15 protein-coding genes are annotated in these 17004 nt (G+C 66.8%); 8 read left to right on the top strand and 7 right to left on the bottom strand.

Annotated features, from left to right (window positions below; genetic code table 11):
- Window positions 1-31: 31 nt before the first annotated feature.
- Window positions 32-814 (bottom strand): SDR family NAD(P)-dependent oxidoreductase, encoded by a 783-nt coding sequence (locus KB879_RS21050; protein WP_013952356.1) that lies wholly within the window; start codon window positions 812-814, stop codon window positions 32-34.
- A 264-nt stretch (window positions 815-1078) separates the two neighbouring features.
- On the opposite strand from KB879_RS21050, the gene KB879_RS21045 reads away from it, so the two are divergent.
- Window positions 1079-3448 (top strand): mechanosensitive ion channel family protein, encoded by a 2370-nt coding sequence (locus KB879_RS21045; protein WP_211979717.1) that lies wholly within the window; start codon window positions 1079-1081, stop codon window positions 3446-3448.
- A 27-nt stretch (window positions 3449-3475) separates the two neighbouring features.
- On the opposite strand, the gene KB879_RS21040 is transcribed toward KB879_RS21045, so the two are convergent.
- Window positions 3476-3904: a type II toxin-antitoxin system VapC family toxin gene (locus KB879_RS21040; RefSeq protein WP_211979716.1), complete on the bottom strand. Its 429-nt coding sequence runs from the start codon at window positions 3902-3904 to the stop codon at window positions 3476-3478.
- Complete coding sequence (locus KB879_RS21035; RefSeq protein ID WP_041228808.1) at window positions 3901-4155, bottom strand: plasmid stabilization protein; 255 nt, start codon at window positions 4153-4155, stop codon at window positions 3901-3903. The genes KB879_RS21040 and KB879_RS21035 overlap by 4 nt, the downstream gene beginning before the upstream one ends.
- Between KB879_RS21035 and KB879_RS21030 the strand changes: the two genes are divergently transcribed.
- Both KB879_RS21030 and KB879_RS21025 read left to right on the top strand, forming a co-directional pair.
- Window positions 4154-4534 carry a hypothetical protein gene (locus tag KB879_RS21030; protein ID WP_211979715.1) on the top strand — a complete coding sequence of 127 codons (381 nt, stop codon included), beginning with the start codon at window positions 4154-4156 and terminating at the stop codon, window positions 4532-4534. The genes KB879_RS21035 and KB879_RS21030 overlap by 2 nt on opposite strands.
- Before the next feature lie 67 nt (window positions 4535-4601).
- On the top strand, window positions 4602-5798 hold the full coding sequence (locus KB879_RS21025; protein ID WP_153955480.1) for a helix-turn-helix transcriptional regulator: 1197 nt from the start codon (window positions 4602-4604) through the stop codon (window positions 5796-5798).
- A 24-nt stretch (window positions 5799-5822) separates the two neighbouring features.
- Here the strand turns inward: KB879_RS21025 and KB879_RS21020 are convergent, their stop codons facing one another.
- Window positions 5823-6713, bottom strand: coding sequence for a LysR family transcriptional regulator (locus KB879_RS21020; RefSeq protein ID WP_153955479.1), 891 nt, complete (start codon window positions 6711-6713; stop codon window positions 5823-5825).
- A 106-nt stretch (window positions 6714-6819) separates the two neighbouring features.
- Here KB879_RS21020 and KB879_RS21015 point away from each other — a divergent pair, with 106 nt between their 5' ends.
- From KB879_RS21015 to KB879_RS20995, 5 genes are read left to right on the top strand one after another with little or no spacing between them, the layout of a single operon-like run.
- Complete coding sequence (locus KB879_RS21015) at window positions 6820-8043, top strand: CaiB/BaiF CoA-transferase family protein (protein ID WP_013952349.1); 1224 nt, start codon at window positions 6820-6822, stop codon at window positions 8041-8043.
- Entirely contained in the window at window positions 8040-8501 is a 462-nt protein-coding gene (locus KB879_RS21010; protein WP_013952348.1) for a MaoC family dehydratase N-terminal domain-containing protein, read from the top strand. Before KB879_RS21015 ends, KB879_RS21010 begins: the two co-directional genes overlap by 4 nt.
- Before the next feature lie 50 nt (window positions 8502-8551).
- Window positions 8552-9541, top strand: a complete 990-nt coding sequence (locus tag KB879_RS21005) for a tripartite tricarboxylate transporter substrate binding protein (RefSeq protein WP_153955478.1) — start codon at window positions 8552-8554, stop codon at window positions 9539-9541.
- A 40-nt stretch (window positions 9542-9581) separates the two neighbouring features.
- On the top strand, window positions 9582-10742 hold the full coding sequence (locus KB879_RS21000; RefSeq protein WP_013952346.1) for an acyl-CoA dehydrogenase family protein: 1161 nt from the start codon (window positions 9582-9584) through the stop codon (window positions 10740-10742).
- 38 nt (window positions 10743-10780) lie between these two features.
- Entirely contained in the window at window positions 10781-11779 is a 999-nt protein-coding gene (locus tag KB879_RS20995) for an acyl-CoA dehydrogenase family protein (RefSeq protein ID WP_211979714.1), read from the top strand.
- Window positions 11780-11810: 31 nt separating this feature from the next.
- On the opposite strand, the gene KB879_RS20990 is transcribed toward KB879_RS20995, so the two are convergent.
- The 3 genes from KB879_RS20990 to KB879_RS20980 form a co-directional block, all read right to left on the bottom strand.
- Window positions 11811-13364 carry a SpoVR family protein gene (locus tag KB879_RS20990; protein ID WP_013952344.1) on the bottom strand — a complete coding sequence of 518 codons (1554 nt, stop codon included), beginning with the start codon at window positions 13362-13364 and terminating at the stop codon, window positions 11811-11813.
- A 135-nt stretch (window positions 13365-13499) separates the two neighbouring features.
- On the bottom strand, window positions 13500-14762 hold the full coding sequence (locus tag KB879_RS20985; protein ID WP_013952343.1) for a YeaH/YhbH family protein: 1263 nt from the start codon (window positions 14760-14762) through the stop codon (window positions 13500-13502).
- A 37-nt stretch (window positions 14763-14799) separates the two neighbouring features.
- On the bottom strand, window positions 14800-16722 hold the full coding sequence (locus KB879_RS20980) for a PrkA family serine protein kinase (protein WP_013952342.1): 1923 nt from the start codon (window positions 16720-16722) through the stop codon (window positions 14800-14802).
- Between the last annotated feature and the right edge of the window lie 282 nt (window positions 16723-17004).

Genomic DNA, 17004 nt, shown 5'->3' with positions numbered 1-17004 from the left:
GCCCGGACACGACGATGTGCTGGCGCTACGCTCAGCGCGGCGCCATGCGGATGGCGCCGTCCAGGCGCACCGACTCGCCGTTGAAATAGCCGTTGCGGCACATCTCGACGGCCAGCGAGGCAAACTCTTCCGGCTGCCCCAAGCGCTTGGGGAACGGCACCGAAGCGGCCAGCGCGGCCTTGACGTTCTCTGCCGCACCCTGCAGCAGCGGCGTATTGAAGATGCCCGGCAAGATGGTGTTGACGCGGATGCCTTCACCCGCCAGGTCTCGCGCGATCGGCAGCGTCATGCCGACCACGCCGGCCTTCGATGCCGAGTACGCGGCCTGGCCCATCTGGCCGTCCTGCGCCGCCACCGACGCGGTATTGACGATCACGCCGCGCTCGCCGCCGGCGCTGTCCAGCGTCAGCATGCCCGCGGCCGAGCGTGCGATGCAGCGGAAGGTGCCGATCAGGTTGATCTGGATGATGCGCTCGAAGGCATCGGTCGGGAAATGCTTGATCTGGTCCGGCGCTTCCTTGGAACGCGAGGCGGTCTTGATGGCGTTGCCGGTGCCGGCGCAGTTGACCAGGATGCGTTCCTGGCCGATGGCGGCGCGCGCCTTGGCAAAGCCGGCCTCGACCTCGGCCTCCGAGGTGACGTTGACCTGGCAGAACACGCCGCCCAGTTCACGCGCCAGCGCTTCGCCCTTCTCCACGTTGAGGTCGAACAATGCCACGCGCACGCCCTGCGCTGCCAGCGCACGTGCCGTCGCCGCGCCCAGGCCCGAAGCGCCACCCGTCACCACTGCCGATACCGATGCATTGAGTTCCATATCGTCTTCCCTTGTCTCTTGTTCCTGGCCCGGCCGGATCCAGCGCGGCCCCGCGGTTTGATGAAGCCGGCAGGCGCAAAAATCGCCTGTACCGGAGTGGGGTCGAGATTCGTGGATCGGCCGTTGCAACGCATCGTCCGAAGCGACGAATGAGGATGGCGCGTGCCTGCGGCGCGCTCCGGCACCCGGCGCGACCAATGCGCTACAGTGACGCGATCGACGGCCATTCCGGCGCCGCCCGGCACCGGCAACCGACTACGAACCATGCACAAACCCGAACACCACGCCCCCACCCCTGCGCCCCGCTGGCATGCCGCACTGCGGCCGGTGCTGCGTGCGTTCGCCGTGCTGGCCGCGCTGTTGACGCTGCTGTGCGCCATTCCGGCGCACGCCGCCCCGGCCGGCTCCCTCGCCGCACTGCTGGGCAAGGCGGATAAGCCCGCGGCGCCGGCCAGCGCACCCGCCGCCAGCGTGCCGCTGGCGCAGTCGCTGGACCAGGTGATCGCCACGCTGCAGAACGACGGCGAGCGGCGCGCCCTGGTGGGCCAGCTGCAAACCATGCGCCAGGGGCTGGGTGACTCCGGGGCCGCGCCCGCCTCCGCCGCGGCAGCCCCGGCCGGTGCCTCCGCGCCCGGCCTGATCGGTGCCGTCGCTGAAGTGCTGGACGAAGTCGATACCCATCTGCGCAAGGATCGCGGCCCGTGGCAGTTCTGGCGCTGGCGCACGCGCTTCGCGGGCGAGGAATGGCACGCCGCGCTCACCCACAACGGCGCCCGCACGACGCTGGCCTCGCTGCGTGAATTCGCGCTGGTGCTGGCAGCCTGGGCAGTGAGCGGCGGGGTCTTGTGGGAGATCGGCCACCGCATCCGGCGCCGGCGCGCGCGCAAACCCACGCGCGCCGAGCGCGGCAAGCTGCCCGAACTGCCATCGTGGGTCGACGTCGGCGTCTTCATGCTGCGCCATATCGGGCCCTGGGTGGTGGCATTCGGGCTGACCTCGCTGCTGGCCCAACGCGTATTTGCCCAATCGCCGGCCAGCGTCGCCGCCGTGCTGGTAGCGTATGCAATCGTGGCGGGAGCGATCGCGGCAGCGGTGTGCCAGGTCATCTTCACGCTGTTCCGCAGCGCGCACCGGCAGCTGGCGGTGCGGCAGCTGCTGGCGCGCTCACCGTGGCTGCTGATCTGCACGGGGGCGCTGGCGGCGCTGGGCGACGGCGCCACCGACAGCCGCGTGATCGCCGTGCTCGGCACCAACCTGTGCGCGCTGGTGGCCACCGTGGCCAATATCGCCGCAGCCCTGGGCATCGGCGCGTTCGCGCTGTGTTTCCGCCGGCAGATCGGCCAGCTGATCAGCCAGCGGCCGCTGGCCTTCCGCCAGGCCCACCCGGCCGCGACCGACCTGCTGCGGCTGGCCGGGCAGGCCTGGCACCTGCCGGTGCTGGCGGTGGTAGTGGCATCGGTGGTCGGCACCATCCTGGCCACCGGCCATGCGGATGTGTTCCTGCGCCGCACGGTGGCATCGGTGGCACTGTTCCTCGCCGGGCTGCTGCTGACGATGGTGGCGGGGCACTCGCCCAAGGCCACCGCGCGGCCGCCGCGCATCCGCGACCGCCGCCGCTCGGCCTACCTGCAGCGCTTCGGGCGCTTTGCGCTGGCACTGGTGCGCGTGCTGATCTGGGCGGTCTTCATTGAGATGGTGATGCGCATCTGGGGCACGTCGCTGGTGCGCCTGGCCGAGTCGTCCGCCGCGGGCCGCCATCTCACCGAGACGGTCTTCAGCGTCACCAGCACCGTGCTGCTGGCCTGGCTGGTCTGGCTGCTGATCGACACCGCCATCATGCAATCACTGTCGCCGGCGCACGGGCGCGGCGCGCAGCCCAGCCTGCGGGTCAAGACCATCCTGCCGCTGGTGCGCAACGCCTCGCTCATCGGCCTGCTGGTGATCACGGTGATCGCGGTGCTGGCCAACCTGGGCGTCAATGTGACGCCGCTGCTGGCCGGCGCGGGCGTGGTCGGCCTGGCCATCGGCTTCGGCGCGCAAAGCCTGGTGCAGGATCTGATCACGGGGCTGTTCATCGTGGTCGAGGACTCCATCGCCATCGGCGACTCGATCGAACTGCCGGACCACGCCGGCGTGGTCGAAGCCATGACCATCCGCACGGTCAGGCTGCGCGACGGCCGCGGCGCGCTGCACACGCTGCCGTACAGCCAGATCAAGGCAGTCAAGAACCTGTCGCGCGGCTATGCCTACGCGGTGTTCAACATCGGCATCACCTACCAGAGCGACCTGGACCAGGCGCTGGAGCTGATCCGCACCACCGGCGCCGAACTGGCGCGCGACCATCGCTACGCGCGCAACCTGATGTCTGGGCTGGACATCCTGGGGCTGGACCGTTTCGACCCCAACGGGCCGGTGGTGATGGCACAGTTCAAGACCCGGCCGCTGATGCAGGCCGAGATCACGCGCGCCTTCAATGTGCGGCTCAAGCGCAATTTCGACGCCAGCGGCATCCGCATGGCATCGCCGAGCCTGACGATTCAGGTGGGTGGCGGCGCAGCGCAACTACTGGATCCGGAAAGCGCCAACGAAAAAGCGACCCAGCGGGCGGCTGATCCGACGATTCAGGGACAGTAGCAATGCGGTTGGCGCGGGCGTTCCTCTTCACGACGGAGGCGGCGCCAGCCACGGGTTGAGCACCTGCAGCCCGGCCGCTTCAAAGGGCGACACATCCCGCGTCGCGACTATCATGCCGTTGGCCGCGGCAATCGCGGCGATGTGGCCATCCGGCGTGGGAAGGCCGCGGCCACGGCTTCTGGCGGCAGTGGCGAGTTCCGCATAGTGCCGGGCCGCATTCGTGTCGAACGGCAAGATGCGCCCTTCGAACAGCGTCACCAGGCCGTCCAGCGCAGCGGCCAGCATGGCGCGGCGCCTGCCCGCGGGCAGCGCGCCGATGCCGAACAGCAGTTCGGCCAGCGTCACACTGGACAGGTACAAGGTCTCGGCGGCCTGGTCGTTGAGCCAGCAGCGCACGGAGTCAGCCGGTTCCGGCTTCATGGCCTCGGAAATGACATTCGTATCCAGGACGATCATTCAAACCTCACCGGCTCGGCCGCTGCCTTGTCCTTGCCCTGCTCGATCGCTTCAACGTCCGCATTCGACAAGCCGATCTCGCGGCCAAGCATCGCCAGCGCATCGCCCAGGCGCACGCGCTTCTGCGGCATCACCGCGCTGGCCAGGATCTCACGCACCTCAGCTTCAGTGCTGCGTCCGTTCTGGGCGGCACGGACCCGCAGCGCACGGTGCACGTCGTCGGGCACATTTCTAACGGTCAGGATCGGCATGATCGCCTCCATGGATGCAGTCAATGACTGCATTATTACACCAATGCTGTCACTCAAACAAATGCTGTGGCCTTGCTGGGTCGAACCTGTGGCGCAAGCGCCAACAGATTCGTGGCGCATGTGGAACGTCGCTCACTATTTCAGCGCTGGAAATTTCTTTTCTTCTCGGGTATTACCATCGCGCCGCGACATGATCACGCCCCTGCCCGGCCTGGCGGGGAGTTACGCCGCGCAATCCGGGTTTCCCCCCCCCGATACGGGGGATAAGACAAACAACATTGTTTGGCATGATTGCGGTACGGCGGACATGACGGGACAATGCGCGCCGCCAGCAGCATCCGTATCGGCGCAGTACAGAACGCCAGAACGGAACCGATAACACAAAAAGATGTAGCCACTTGCCGTGGCGCAGAGCAATAGGCGTTTGCCACCGGGGGGATCTGAACATGGGCGAACACCCGACTACGGACGAGGACTTCCATCGTCTGGTCGACTCAATCTACGAGTCCGCGCTGGACGTTGCCGTCATGCCCGCCGCCCTCGACCTCTTTTCCCGTTACACCTGCACAGGCAGCCCGCGTTACCTGATCTGGGACAAGCTTGCCGGCCATGCCCGCCTTGGCGTGACCCCGCACGGCTGCTTCACCAGCGGCGTCAGCATGCCCGACTGGCTGCCCGGTCCGCTCGACCTGCCCCATCCGGGCGCTTGCTGCCCCCCCAATGACGCCCCCGCGCTGGCCTGCGACGGCACGTCCGCGCTGGCGGCGTCGTACGATGGCGGCATGGCGGACGCAGCCACGGCTGCGCTGGCCTGCAGCGGACTGGAACAAGGCATCCGCCTGATTGAGAACGCCGAGGTTTGCGTGCTGATGAGCGGCACCAGCGCGGGCAGCATCAGCACAGGCCAGCGCGAGCGGCGCCTGGCCCACGTGATGCCGCACTGGGTGCGCGCGGCACGGATGCAGCAGCGCAACTTCGAGCTGAGCGGGCTGGCCAGTCTGGGCCTGGCCGGGCTGGATACGTTGGATTTCGGCGTGATGGTGCTGCAGGCGGACCTGCGCGTGCGCTACGCCAACAGCTGGGCCGAGGCGCTGGTGCAGGCCGACGGCCACCTGTCGCTGCAGGGCGGCGTGCTGCGCGCCCACAGCGACACGCTGCAGGCGGTGCTGCGCAAGCTGCTCGACGGTGCCATGCGTGCCCGCGGCACTGAGGCGGCCTCCGGCTCGTGGATGCACATCACCTCGGGCGGACAGCCGGTGCCGATCATCGTCACGCCGCTGGTGTCGCGCCAGCCGGTGGAAGGCCCGTGGCAATTGCCGGCCGCGATGATGCTGTTCGGCAACTCGGAATCGCGCTCGGTGCTGGATGCCGGCGTGCTGACCTCGCTGTTCGGGCTGTCGCGCAAGGAAAGCATTATCGCGATCCGCCTGGCTGCCGGCGAAACCCTCAACGAAATTGCCGAGCGCGAATTTCTCTCGCCCCACACCGTGCGCGTGCATATCCGCGACACGCTGCGCAAGACCGGCACGCATCGCCAGTCGGAATTGGTGCGGCTGCTGCACCTGCTGCCGGGCGTGAACCTGGAGCGCGCCGGCGTGACCCCGCCCGCGCGGCCGCGCACGCCGCGCACGCGCGCCGCCTGAGACGCTGCACCACCCGCCTTCCCATCAGTTCACCGCCGCCTGCGCCGCCGCCAGGAAGCGCTGCACCTGGCGGTCGCCGTCGTCGGGCCGCGCCGCCAGCGCAATGCCGATGCGCCCGGCCGGACGCGGGCTGGACAATGGCAGGAAGCGCACGCGCCGGTTGGCGTAGCGTGCCGCCACGCTCGGCACCAGGGCCACGCCAAGCCCACTCTCGACCAGGCTGACCTGGGTCTGCACCTGCACCGCCTCCTGCGTGACGCGCGGCACAAAGCCCGCCTGCTGGCACAGCAGCATGGCCACCGCGTGCAGATTGGGCACCTGCATCGCCGGATACATGATGAAAGGCTCGTCCGCGAGCGCGCGCAGCGGGATGGCGTCTGCGCTTGCCAGCGGGCTGTCAGCCGGCACCGCCGCGACAAAGACGTCGTTTTCCAGCGGCGTCAGCGAATAGTTGCCGGTGTTCAGGATCGGGAAGCGCACCAGGCCGGCGTCGATCTGGTGCTTTTCCAGGCGGTCCAGAATCGCGGCGGTGGTGGATTCATGCAGGATCAGCTCGATGCCGGGATGCGCCGCGCGGAACGCCGGGATCAGCTTGGGCAGCAGCGCATACGTCGCCGACCCGATAAAGCCGATGCGCAGCGCGCCGCGCTCGCCCTGCCCTGCAGCGATTGCCGCGGCACGTGCCTGTTGTGCATGAAACAGCGCACGGCGCGCATCGTGCAGCGCGGCCTCGCCCGCCTGTGTCAGCCGCACCCCGCGCGAAGTGCGCACGAACAGCGCCGTCCCAAGCTGGTCCTCGAGCTTGCGGATGGAAATGGAAAGCGGCGGCTGCGCCATGTGCAGGCGTTCGGCGGCGCGGTGGAAGTTGCCCGTCTCAGCCAGGGCGACAAACTGCTGCAGCTGGCGGAAGTCCATGGCTCGTTAATATCCTCTGAATATCGATTTCTAAAAAACTAATATTAGACCAGGCCTCGCCTGCTGATCTACCCTGTGCCCCACAGTCAACAAGATCGGAGACAACATGCTGCCGCTTGCAGGCATCCGCGTGGTCGACCTGTCCACGGTGGTGATGGGGCCGTATGCCAGCCAGTGGCTGGCCGACCTTGGCGCAGAGGTGATCAAGGTCGAGCCGCCCGAGGGCGATTCCACGCGCCGCACCGGCCCCGCCGCCGAGCCCGGCATGGCGGCCATTTTCCTGGGCGTGAACCGCAGCAAGCGCAGCGTGGTCCTGGACCTGAAGCAGCCGGCTGCGCAGGCCGCTCTGGACCGCGTGCTGGCCGGCGCCGACGTGCTGATGCACAGCATGCGCCCGCAGAAGCTGGCCGCGCTGGGGCTGGCGCCTGACGACGTGCGGGCGCGCCACCCGGAGCTGGTCTTTGTCAGCCTGCTCGGCTTTGCCGAGGATGGCCCCTATGGCGGCCGGCCAGCGTACGACGACATCATCCAGGGCCTGTCCGGCAATGCCGCGCTGATGGCGGCGCAAACCGGCGACAGCCGCTACTTCCCCACCATCGCCGCGGACAAGACCAGCGGGCTGGTGGCAGCGCTGTCGGTCTGCGCGGCGCTGGCCGGGCGCGCCAGGCGCAATGCCGACGGCAGCACCGGCCACGGCACGCTGGTCGAGGTGCCGATGTTCGAATCCATGGTCGCCTTCAACCTGGTCGAGCACTTCTACGGCCGCCATTTCGAGCCGCCGCGCGGCCCCAGCGGCTACCCCCGCGTGCTGGCGCCGCTGCGCCGCCCGTACCGCAGCGCCGACGGCTATGTCTGCATGATGCCGTACACCGATGTGCATTGGCGCGACTTCTTTCACGCCGCCGATCGCCCCGGGCTGGCCGCCGATGCGCGCTTTGCCGATATCGCGGCACGCACGCGGCATATCGAGACGCTGTACGAGCTCACCGGCGAAATCGTGCTGGGACAGACCACTGCGCACTGGGTGGAGCTGTGCGAACGCCTGCAGATCCCGGTGGCGCGCATTAATGAACTCGACGATCTGCCGGCCGATCCGCACCTGGTCGCCACCGGCTTCTTCGAAACCGTCGAAGACCCGGCCATGGGCACGTTGCGTTTTCCCGGCGCGCCGGTGCGCTTCGACAGCCAGCGCGCGCCGCTGGGCATCCCGCCGCGGCTGGGCGAGCACACCGGGAGCGTGCTGGCGCAGGCGGGACTATCCGCAGAAGCGATCGCGCAATTGCAACAAAGCGGTGCCGCACGCTGCGCACCCGCCAAGGAGACACCATGACGCATGCAGAACTGCCCCGCCTCGGCCAGGGCTTCTACTGGCAAGACCTGCAGGAAGGCCAGGCCTTCCGCACCTTCGCCCGCACCGTGACCGAGACCGACCTGGTCAATTTCATCTCCGTCACCGGCATGGTCGAGGCCATCTTCATCGAAGCCGGCTATGACGGTGGCGCCATCCAGGGCCGGCCGGTACCGGCGGCGCTGACCTACACGCTTATCGAGGGCTTTATCCTGCAGACCATGATCCAGGGCACCGGGCTGGCCATGCTGGAACTGACACAACAGATCCACGCGCCCGTGATGGTGGGCGACACCATCCACGCCACCGTGACCGTGACCGGCATCCGCCCGACCTCGCGCAGCGGACGCGCCGTGGTGGATTCGCGCATCGAGGTATTCAACCAGCGCGGTGAGCAGGTCATGACCTACACCGCGCGCCGGTTGCTGGCGGGACGCTGAACCCACGGCGGCACCCGCCGCGTGGCTGCATGGACGGAGGAGACAAGCACATGAAGGCAAAGACTTTCATCACGACACTGGCTGCCGCGGCAGCCATCGTATTGCCGGCGGTGCTGGCGCAGCCGGCGGCGGCCGCCGATGCCGCCTATCCGTCGCACCCGATCCGCATGGTGGTGCCGTTCCCGCCGGGCGGCCCGACCGACCTGGTGTCGCGCGTGATCGCACGGCGCATGAGCGAGGCGCTCGGCCAGCAGGTGCTGGTCGACAACCGGCCCGGCGCCAACGGCAATATCGGCGCGGAGATTGTCGCCAAGGCGCCGCCCGACGGCTATACGGTGCTGTACAACACCTCGTCGATCGCGCTGAGCCCGGCGCTCTACCACAAGCTCAGCTACGACGTGAAACGCGATTTCGCGCCGGTGGCGCTGACGGCGATGGTGCCGCTGGTGCTGGAGGTCAACGCGCAGCTGCCGGTACAGAACGTGAAAGAGTTCATCCAGTACCTGAAGGCCAACCCCGACAAGCTCACCTATGGCTCGGCCGGCAACGGCAACGTGACGCACCTGGCGGCCTTCATGTTCCTGCAGGCCAACGGTCTGTCGGCGGTGCACGCGCCCTACAAGGGCAGCGCACCGGCGCTGACCGACCTGGCCAGCGGACAGGTGCAGTTCATGGCCGACACCATCAATTCATCGCTGCCCTTCATCCGCGACAAGCGCATGCGCGCGCTGGCAGTCACCAGCACCACGCGCAGCGCCCAGTTGCCGGACGTGCCGACCCTTGCCGAAACCGTGCAGCCGGGCTTCGAGGTCGGCGCCTGGCAGGGCATGATGGTGCCGGCCAGGACACCGGCCGAGATCGTGCGCAAGCTCAATGCCGCCGCCACCAAGGCGCTGGCCCACCCCGAGACGCGCGCAAGCCTGGCCGCGCAGGGTGCGGAGCCGCGCGGGTCGACCCCGGAGGCCTACGCCGCCTACCTCAGCGCGGAAATGACGCGCTGGCAGAAGGTCGTGAAGGATTCAGGCGCGACGCTGGACTGAGACCACTGCCACCAGCCAATACCAGACACAGGATTTCACCGTGACCGCATTGCTTTCCACCTTCAGCCTGACCTCCCTGCCGCCGCACGCCGTGGCGTTCCGCGGCAAGGTGCGGGCCTTTCTCGATGCACACCTGCCCGCGCTGCCGCCGGAAACGCGCGCGCGCTCGTGGATGGGGTTCGATGCCGCCTTCAGCCGGGCACTGGCCGCGCGCGGCTGGGTCGGCATCACGCTGCCGGCGCAGTTCGGCGGCGCGGGCCTGGACCCGTTTTCGCGTTTCGTGCTGGTGGAAGAACTGCTGGCCTGCGGCGCGCCGGTGTCGGCGCACTGGATCGCCGACCGCCAGAGCGGCCCGCTGATCCTGCGCTACGGCAACGACGCGCAGAAGGCGCGCTACCTGCCGGCGATCAGCCGCGGCGAGGCCTTCTTCTGCATTGGCATGAGCGAGCCCAACTCCGGCTCGGACTTGGCCAGCGTGGCCACGCGAGCGGTGCGCCAGGCGGACGGCAGCTGGCGCCTGAACGGCCGCAAGATCTGGACGACCAATGCCGACCGCTGCCACCTCATGATCGCGCTGGTGCGCACCTCGGGCACGCCGCAGGACCGGCAGACCGGGCTGTCGCAGTTCATCGTCGACCTGCACGCACCGGGCGTCACGGTGCGGCCGATCCACGACCTGGCGGGCGATGCGCACTTCTCCGAAGTCACCTTCGACGACGTGGCGCTGGCCCCGGACACGCTGGTCGGCCAGGAAGGCAGCGGCTGGGAGCAGGTCAACGCGGAGCTGGCGTTCGAGCGCAGCGGCCCCGAGCGCCTCTATTCCAGCGTGGTGCTGCTCGACACCTGGCTCGACGCCATGCGTCGGCTGCCGCCGGCACGGCGCGACACGGTGACCGCGGGCCGGCTCGCCGGCCACCTGGCGGTGCTGCGCGCCATGTCGCTGGCCGTCACGTCGCGGCTCGCCGCCGGTGAAAGCCCGGTGGTGGAGGCCGCGCTGGTGAAGGACCTGGGCACAACCTTCGAGCAGTCGATTCCGGCACTGGTGGAAGCCGCGCTCGGCGATGAACCCGCGCTGGCGGCCGATGGGGCGCTGTACCGCACCCTGGCCTATGTCACGCAGATCGCGCCGTCGTACTCGTTGCGCGGCGGCACCCGCGAAATCCTGCGCGGCATGATCGCGCGCGGACTCGGCCTGCGCTGAATCCGCCTCCGTCGACCGCCATCCTGAACGAGATACCCATGCATAACGACTACTCCGACGCCCTCGACGCGCTGCTGCGCGACTGCTGCCCGCCCGCCACCGTGCGCGCGCTGGAACAGCAGGCCGACCCGCAGCCGCTGTGGCAAGCGCTGCTGGAAAGCGGCTTTGCCGATTGCCTGCTGCCCGAATCCGCCGGCGGCGCCGCGCTGCCGCTGCGCGAGCTGGCGCCGGTGCTCTTTGTCACCGGCCGCCACGCCTTGCCGCTGCCGCTGGCGCAGACCATCTTTGCGCGCGCGCTGCTGCAGGCGCATGGCATCGCCCTGCCCGCCGGCCCGGTCGCACTCGCCGGCTTTGAAGACGGCGCCGGCGCTGCGCTGGTGGCCGACGCCCGCCATGCGCAGTGGTTCCTGCTGCAGGATGGCGAACGTTGCCTGCTGCTGGCGGCGGCCGACGCCCGCGCCGAAGCGACCGGCGCCCATCACGACCTGACGCTGCGCGTGCCGCGCCCTGACGCCTCGGCGCCAGCGGACTTTGCACTGCCCGCCGGCACCCTGCGCACGCTGGGCGCCTGCCTGCACACGGCGCAACTGGCCGGCGCGCTGTCGCACGTGCTCGACCTCACGCTGCAGTACGCCAACGACCGCCAGCAGTTCGGGCGCGCCATCGGCAAGTTCCAGGCGATCCAGCACCAGGTCAGCGAGATGGCCGAGCACGTTGCCGCGGCACGCGTGGCGGCGCAGCTTGCCTGCGACAGCGGCACCGGCACGCCCGACCGGCTGCGCGCGGCCATCGGCAAGCTGCGCGCCAGCGACGCGGTCACGCCGGTGGCCGCCATCGCCCACGCCGTGCACGGCGCCATCGGGATCACGGAGGAATACGACCTGCAGCTCTATACGCGCCGGCTGCATGCGTGGCGCATGGCGGACGGGTCGGAGCGCTGGTGGAGCCGGGTGCTGGGCGAGGCGGTGTGCGCCAGCGCCGGCCGCAACGCGGTGGAGCTGGTGCGCGAATGGTGCGAGCCCGCGCCCGCCGCCTGAGCGGCGGGGCTTAACCCCGGCAATTGCGGGATCAGGCGGCCAGGCTGAGGCCGCCGCCGTGTGGGCGGCGGTGGCGCCGTTCCGGCTTGCACTCGTACTTCAGCTCGGTGCGGCCGTCCTCGTAGGCCACCTCGAGCCGAACGGTGAAGCCCCACAGCCGGGTCACGTGCCGGATCACTTCGTCGAAGTTGTGCGCCAGCGGCCGGCGGTCGTTCTGCAGGTGCCGCAGCGTCAGCGAGCGGTCGCCGCCGACGTCGACATTGGTGACCTGGATATTGGGCTCCATGCTGGAGAGGTCATATTGCGCCGCCATCAGCTGGCGGATCGCGCGGTAGCCTTCATCGTTGTGGATCGCGGTGACGCGCAGCTTGCCTTCGCGGTCATCGTCCAGCACCGAGAACAGCTTCAGCTCGCGGATCACGCGCGGCGACAGGAACTGCAGCAGGAAGCTCTCGTCCTTGAAGTTGCGCATGGCAAAGTCCAGCGTCTTGCGCCAGTCGCTGCCGGCGAATTCCGGAGCCCAGCGGTAGTCTTCTTCGGTCGGGTTTTCGCACATGCGGCGCAGGTCCTGGAACATCAGGAAACCAACCGTGTAGGGGTTCATGCCGCTGTAGTAGGGGCTGTTGTACGGCGGCTGGTAAATCACGTTGGTATGCGCCTGCAGCAGCTCCATCATGAACGCATCGTTGACCAGCTTTTCCTCGTACAGCTGGTTGATGATGGTGTAGTGCCAGAACGTGGCCCAGCCTTCGTTCATGACCTTGGTCTGGCGCTGCGGATAGAAGTACTGCGCGATCTTGCGCACGATGCGCACGATCTCGCGCTGCCACGATGCCAGCTTGGGCGCGTTCTTCTCGATGAAGTACAGCAAGTTCTCCTGCGGCTCCGGCGGGAAGATGATTTCCCCCTCGGACGCGTCGTCGTCCGACGCCAGCGCATGCGGCCGGCTCTTGGGCAGGGTGCGCCACAGGTCGTTGACCTGCATCTGCAGGTAGTTCTCGCGATCGGCCTGGCGCGCCTTCTCTTCGGTGATGGACAGCTTCTTGGGGCGCTTGTAGCGGTCCACGCCGTAGTTCTGCAAGGCGTGGCAAGAGTCCAGCAGCAGTTCCACCTCGCGTTCGCCGTAACGCTGCTCGCACTCGGCCACGTAGTTCTTGGCAAACAGCAGGTAGTCCACGATGGCGTCCGCGTTGGTCCAGGTGCGGAACAGGTAGTTGCCCTTGAAGAAGGCGTTGTGGCCGTAGCAGGCGTGCGCGATCGTCAGCGCCTGCATCGGCATGGTGTTCTCCTCCATCAGGTAGGCGATGCAGGGATTGGAGTTGATGACGATCTCGTAGGCCAGCCCCATGTGGCCGCGCTGGTAGCTGCGCTCGGACGCCAGGAAGTGCTTGCCGTAGGACCAGTGGCTGTAGCCGACCGGCAGCCCTGCCGACGCGTAGGCGTCGAGCATCTGCTCGGCGGTGATGATCTCAATCTGGTTGGGATAGGTATCCAGCCCGAATTCGCCGGCGATGCGGGCGATCTCGCGGTCATACCGTTTGATCAGCTCGAAGGTCCATTCCGAACCCGTGGAGAGATAAGCCATCTTCGCCCCTTGTTGCCCGGGCAAGGCGCCAGACCCCTCCCGCGCGCACGGCATCGCCGCGCCGCGTGGTCCGCGTTGCCTCGCCATTTGCCTTCACTGTGGCCCGCCGCAAGGAAGGCCAGGACCGGCGCCACCCTATGCTGCGCGCTTCTGGAACAGGTCGTGCAGCACCGGGTAGATCTCGTCCGCGCCGATGATGCGCTGCATCGCAAAGTGGTCGAACTGTCCCTTGACCGTCAGATACTCTTCCCAGAGGTTCTGCGGCTCTTCCGATGCGACTTCAACATATGCATAGTACTGCACCAGTGGCAGGATCGAGTCGCGCAGCAGGCGTCCGCACAACTCGGAATCACCAGCCCAGTTATCCCCGTCTGACGCCTGCGCGCAGTAGATGTTCCACTGGCTTGGCGGATAGCGGTCGTGGATCACTTCCACCATCAGCTTCAGCGCACTGGACACCACGGTACCACCGGACTCGCGCGAGTGGAAGAAGTCTTCCTCATCGACTTCCTTCGCCACCGTGTGATGGCGAATGAACACGACGTCGATGCGCTCGTAGTTGCGCTTCAGGAACAGGTACAGCAGCATGAAGAAGCGCTTGGCCAGGTCCTTGCGGCTCTCGTCCATCGAGCCGGACACGTCCATCAGGCAGAACATCACCGCCTGGGCCTGCGGGCGCTTCTTCAGCACGCGGTTGTTGTAGCGCAGGTCGAGCTTCTCGATAAAGGGCACGCGGTCGATGCAGGCACGCAGGTGCCGCATCTTCTCCATCACCTCGAGCGTGCCTTCGGCATAGGGGCCGTCCTTTTCCAGCGCCTCGCTGTATTCCAGCTCCAATTCGCGCAGGCGCTTCTGGTAAGGGCTGGACAAGGCGATGCGCCGCCCCAGCGAACTGCGCATGGTGCGCAGGACCGACAGGTTGGCAGGCGTGCCGTCGATGGAAAAGCCGGCGCGCACCTTGCGCACCTCGGCGATCTTGGCGAGGTGGCGCTTGGCCAGGTCCGGCAGCGCCATGTCCTCGAAGAAGAAGTTCAGGAAATCCTCGCGCGACAGCGTGAAGACGAAATCGTCTTCGCCTTCGCCGCTGTCGCTGGCCCGCGAACCGGTCCCGCCACCGCCCTGCTGCTGGCGGTCGAAGGAATCACCCTTGACGAACTTCTTGTTGCCAGGGTGAATCCACTCGCGCCGCCCGCCCGGGCCGTGGTGGAAGATCGGTTCGGAGATGTCCTTGACCGGAATGGACACCTGGCCGCTCTGCTCGATGTCCATGATCTTCCGGCCGGACACCGCCTTTGCCACCGCCTGCCGTATCTGCTCGCGGTAGCGCTTGATGAAACGTTGCTGGTTGACGGCACTCTTGTTGCCGCCGTTCTCGCGCCGATCGATGACCGTAGCCATAAGTTGCCCTCGTTGAGAGACCTGTTCCGCGGCGCCGTTACGATGACTTTCTTACGCGCAGATACCACTCCACCAGAAGTCTCACTTGCTTGGGCGTGTACCCCTTCTCGACCATGCGGTTGACGAAGTTCTCGTGCTTGTCCTGGTCTTCGCGCGAAGACTTGGCGTTGAACGAGATCACCGGCAGCAGGTCCTCCGTAGTGGAGAACATGCGCTTCTCGATCACCATCCGCAGCTTTTCATAGCTGGTCCAGACCGGATTCTTGCCACTGTTGTTGGCCCGTGCCCGCAGCACGAAGTTGACGATCTCGTTGCGGAAGTCCTTCGGGTTCGAGATACCCGCGGGCTTCTCCACCTTCTCAAGCTCGTCGTTCAGCGCGTTGCGGTCGAGGATCTCGCCGGTGTTGGGATCACGGTACTCCTGGTCCTGGATCCACAGGTCGGCGAACACCACATAGCGGTCGAAGATGTTCTGCCCATACTCCGAATACGACTCCAGATAGGCAGTCTGGATCTCCTTGCCGATGAACTCCACGAACGGCGTGGTCAGGTACTCCTTGATGTAAGACAGCAGCTTGGATTCCTGCTCCGGCGGGAACTGCTCGCGCTCGATCTGCTGTTCGAGCACATACAGCAGGTGCACCGGGTTGGCCGCCACTTCGGTGTTGTCGAAGTTGAAGACCTTGGACAGGACCTTGAACGCAAAGCGCGTCGACAGCCCGTTCATGCCTTCGTCGATGCCGGCGTAGTCGCGGTACTCCTGGTACGACTTCGCTTTCGGATCCACGTCCTTCAGGCTCTCGCCGTCATAGACGCGCATCTTAGAGAAGACATTGGAGTTCTCGGGCTCCTTGATGCGGGTGAGCACCGCGAACTGCGCCATCATCTTCAGCGTGTTGGGCGCGCACGGCGCGGCCGACAGCGAACTGCTGCGCAGCAGCTTGTCGTAGATCTTCACCTCGTCGGACACTCGCAGCACGTACGGCACCTTGACGATATAGATCCGGTCCAGGAAAGCCTCGTTGTTCTTGTCCGCCTTGAAGGTCGTCCACTCCGCCTCGTTCGAGTGCGCCAGGACGATGCCATCGAACGGGATCGCGCCGAAGCCCTCGGTGCCCTTGTAGTTGCCTTCCTGCGTTGCCGTCAGCAGCGGGTGCAGGACCTTGATCGGCGCCTTGAACATTTCAACGAACTCAAGCAGGCCGCGGTTGGCCAGGCAGAGCCCGCCGGAATACGAGTAGGCGTCCGGATCGTCCTGCGGAAAATCTTCCAGCTTGCGGATGTCGACCTTGCCGACCAGCGAGGAAATATCCTGGTTGTTTTCGTCGCCAGGCTCGGTCTTCGAGATCGCAATCTGCGACAGCACCGAAGGGCGCAGCTTGACCACCCGGAACCTGGTGATATCGCCGTTGAACTCGTGCAGGCGCTTGACCGCCCAGGGCGAGGCAATAGTGTTCAGATACCGGAGCGGAATGCCGTAGTCCTCTTCCAGGATCTTGCCGTCTTCCTCTGGCGCGAACAGCCCCAGCGGCGATTCATGGATCGGCGAACCCTTGAGCGCGTAGATGGGGATCTCCTCCATCAGCGCCTTGAGCTTTTCAGCGAGCGAGGACTTGCCACCGCCCGGGGGCCCGAGCAGGTAGAGGATCTGCTTGCGCTCTTCCAGGCCCTGCGCCGCGTGCTTGAAGAACGAGACGATCTGTTCGATCGTGTCCTCCATGCCGTAGAAGTCGCGGAAGGCCGGATAGATGCGGATGACCTTGTTGAAGAACAGGCGGGACAGCCTGGGGTCGTGGTGGGTATCCACCAACTCAGGCTGGCCGATGGCGGCAAGCATGCGCTCAGCAGCAGTCGCGTAGGCAGTCGGATCCTTCTTGCAGATCTCCAGGTACTCCTGGATGCTGTATTCCTCTTCCTTGCGAGCTTCGAAGCGCGTAGCGTAATGGCCAAAAATGTCCATACCTCACTCCCGTCAGAGTTCACGTCCGAGGCGTGCTACCCCTAAGGCTTCGCGCAACGTTCGCGGCACACCACCCCGGCCTGGCGACCTGTCATGTTGCGAAGTCTTTACTTCATCATAGTCAAATAACGGCGATGGTGGAGTCCGAGTTGACGAATCTTGCATCGATGCAACGGCTGTTTCGTTGCTGCATTTGCTGCATGTTTCGCTTCAGCTTTTGGCTGGATTTCCGCTCGGGCCTTGCCCCCGCACGCGACGGGCCATTGACCATGCTTGTGAAAC

Origin of the sequence: Cupriavidus sp. KK10, assembly GCF_018223725.1 — a bacterium.
GTDB classification, from domain to species: domain Bacteria; phylum Pseudomonadota; class Gammaproteobacteria; order Burkholderiales; family Burkholderiaceae; genus Cupriavidus; species Cupriavidus necator.
This window is presented reverse-complemented; position numbering and strand designations above follow the sequence as displayed.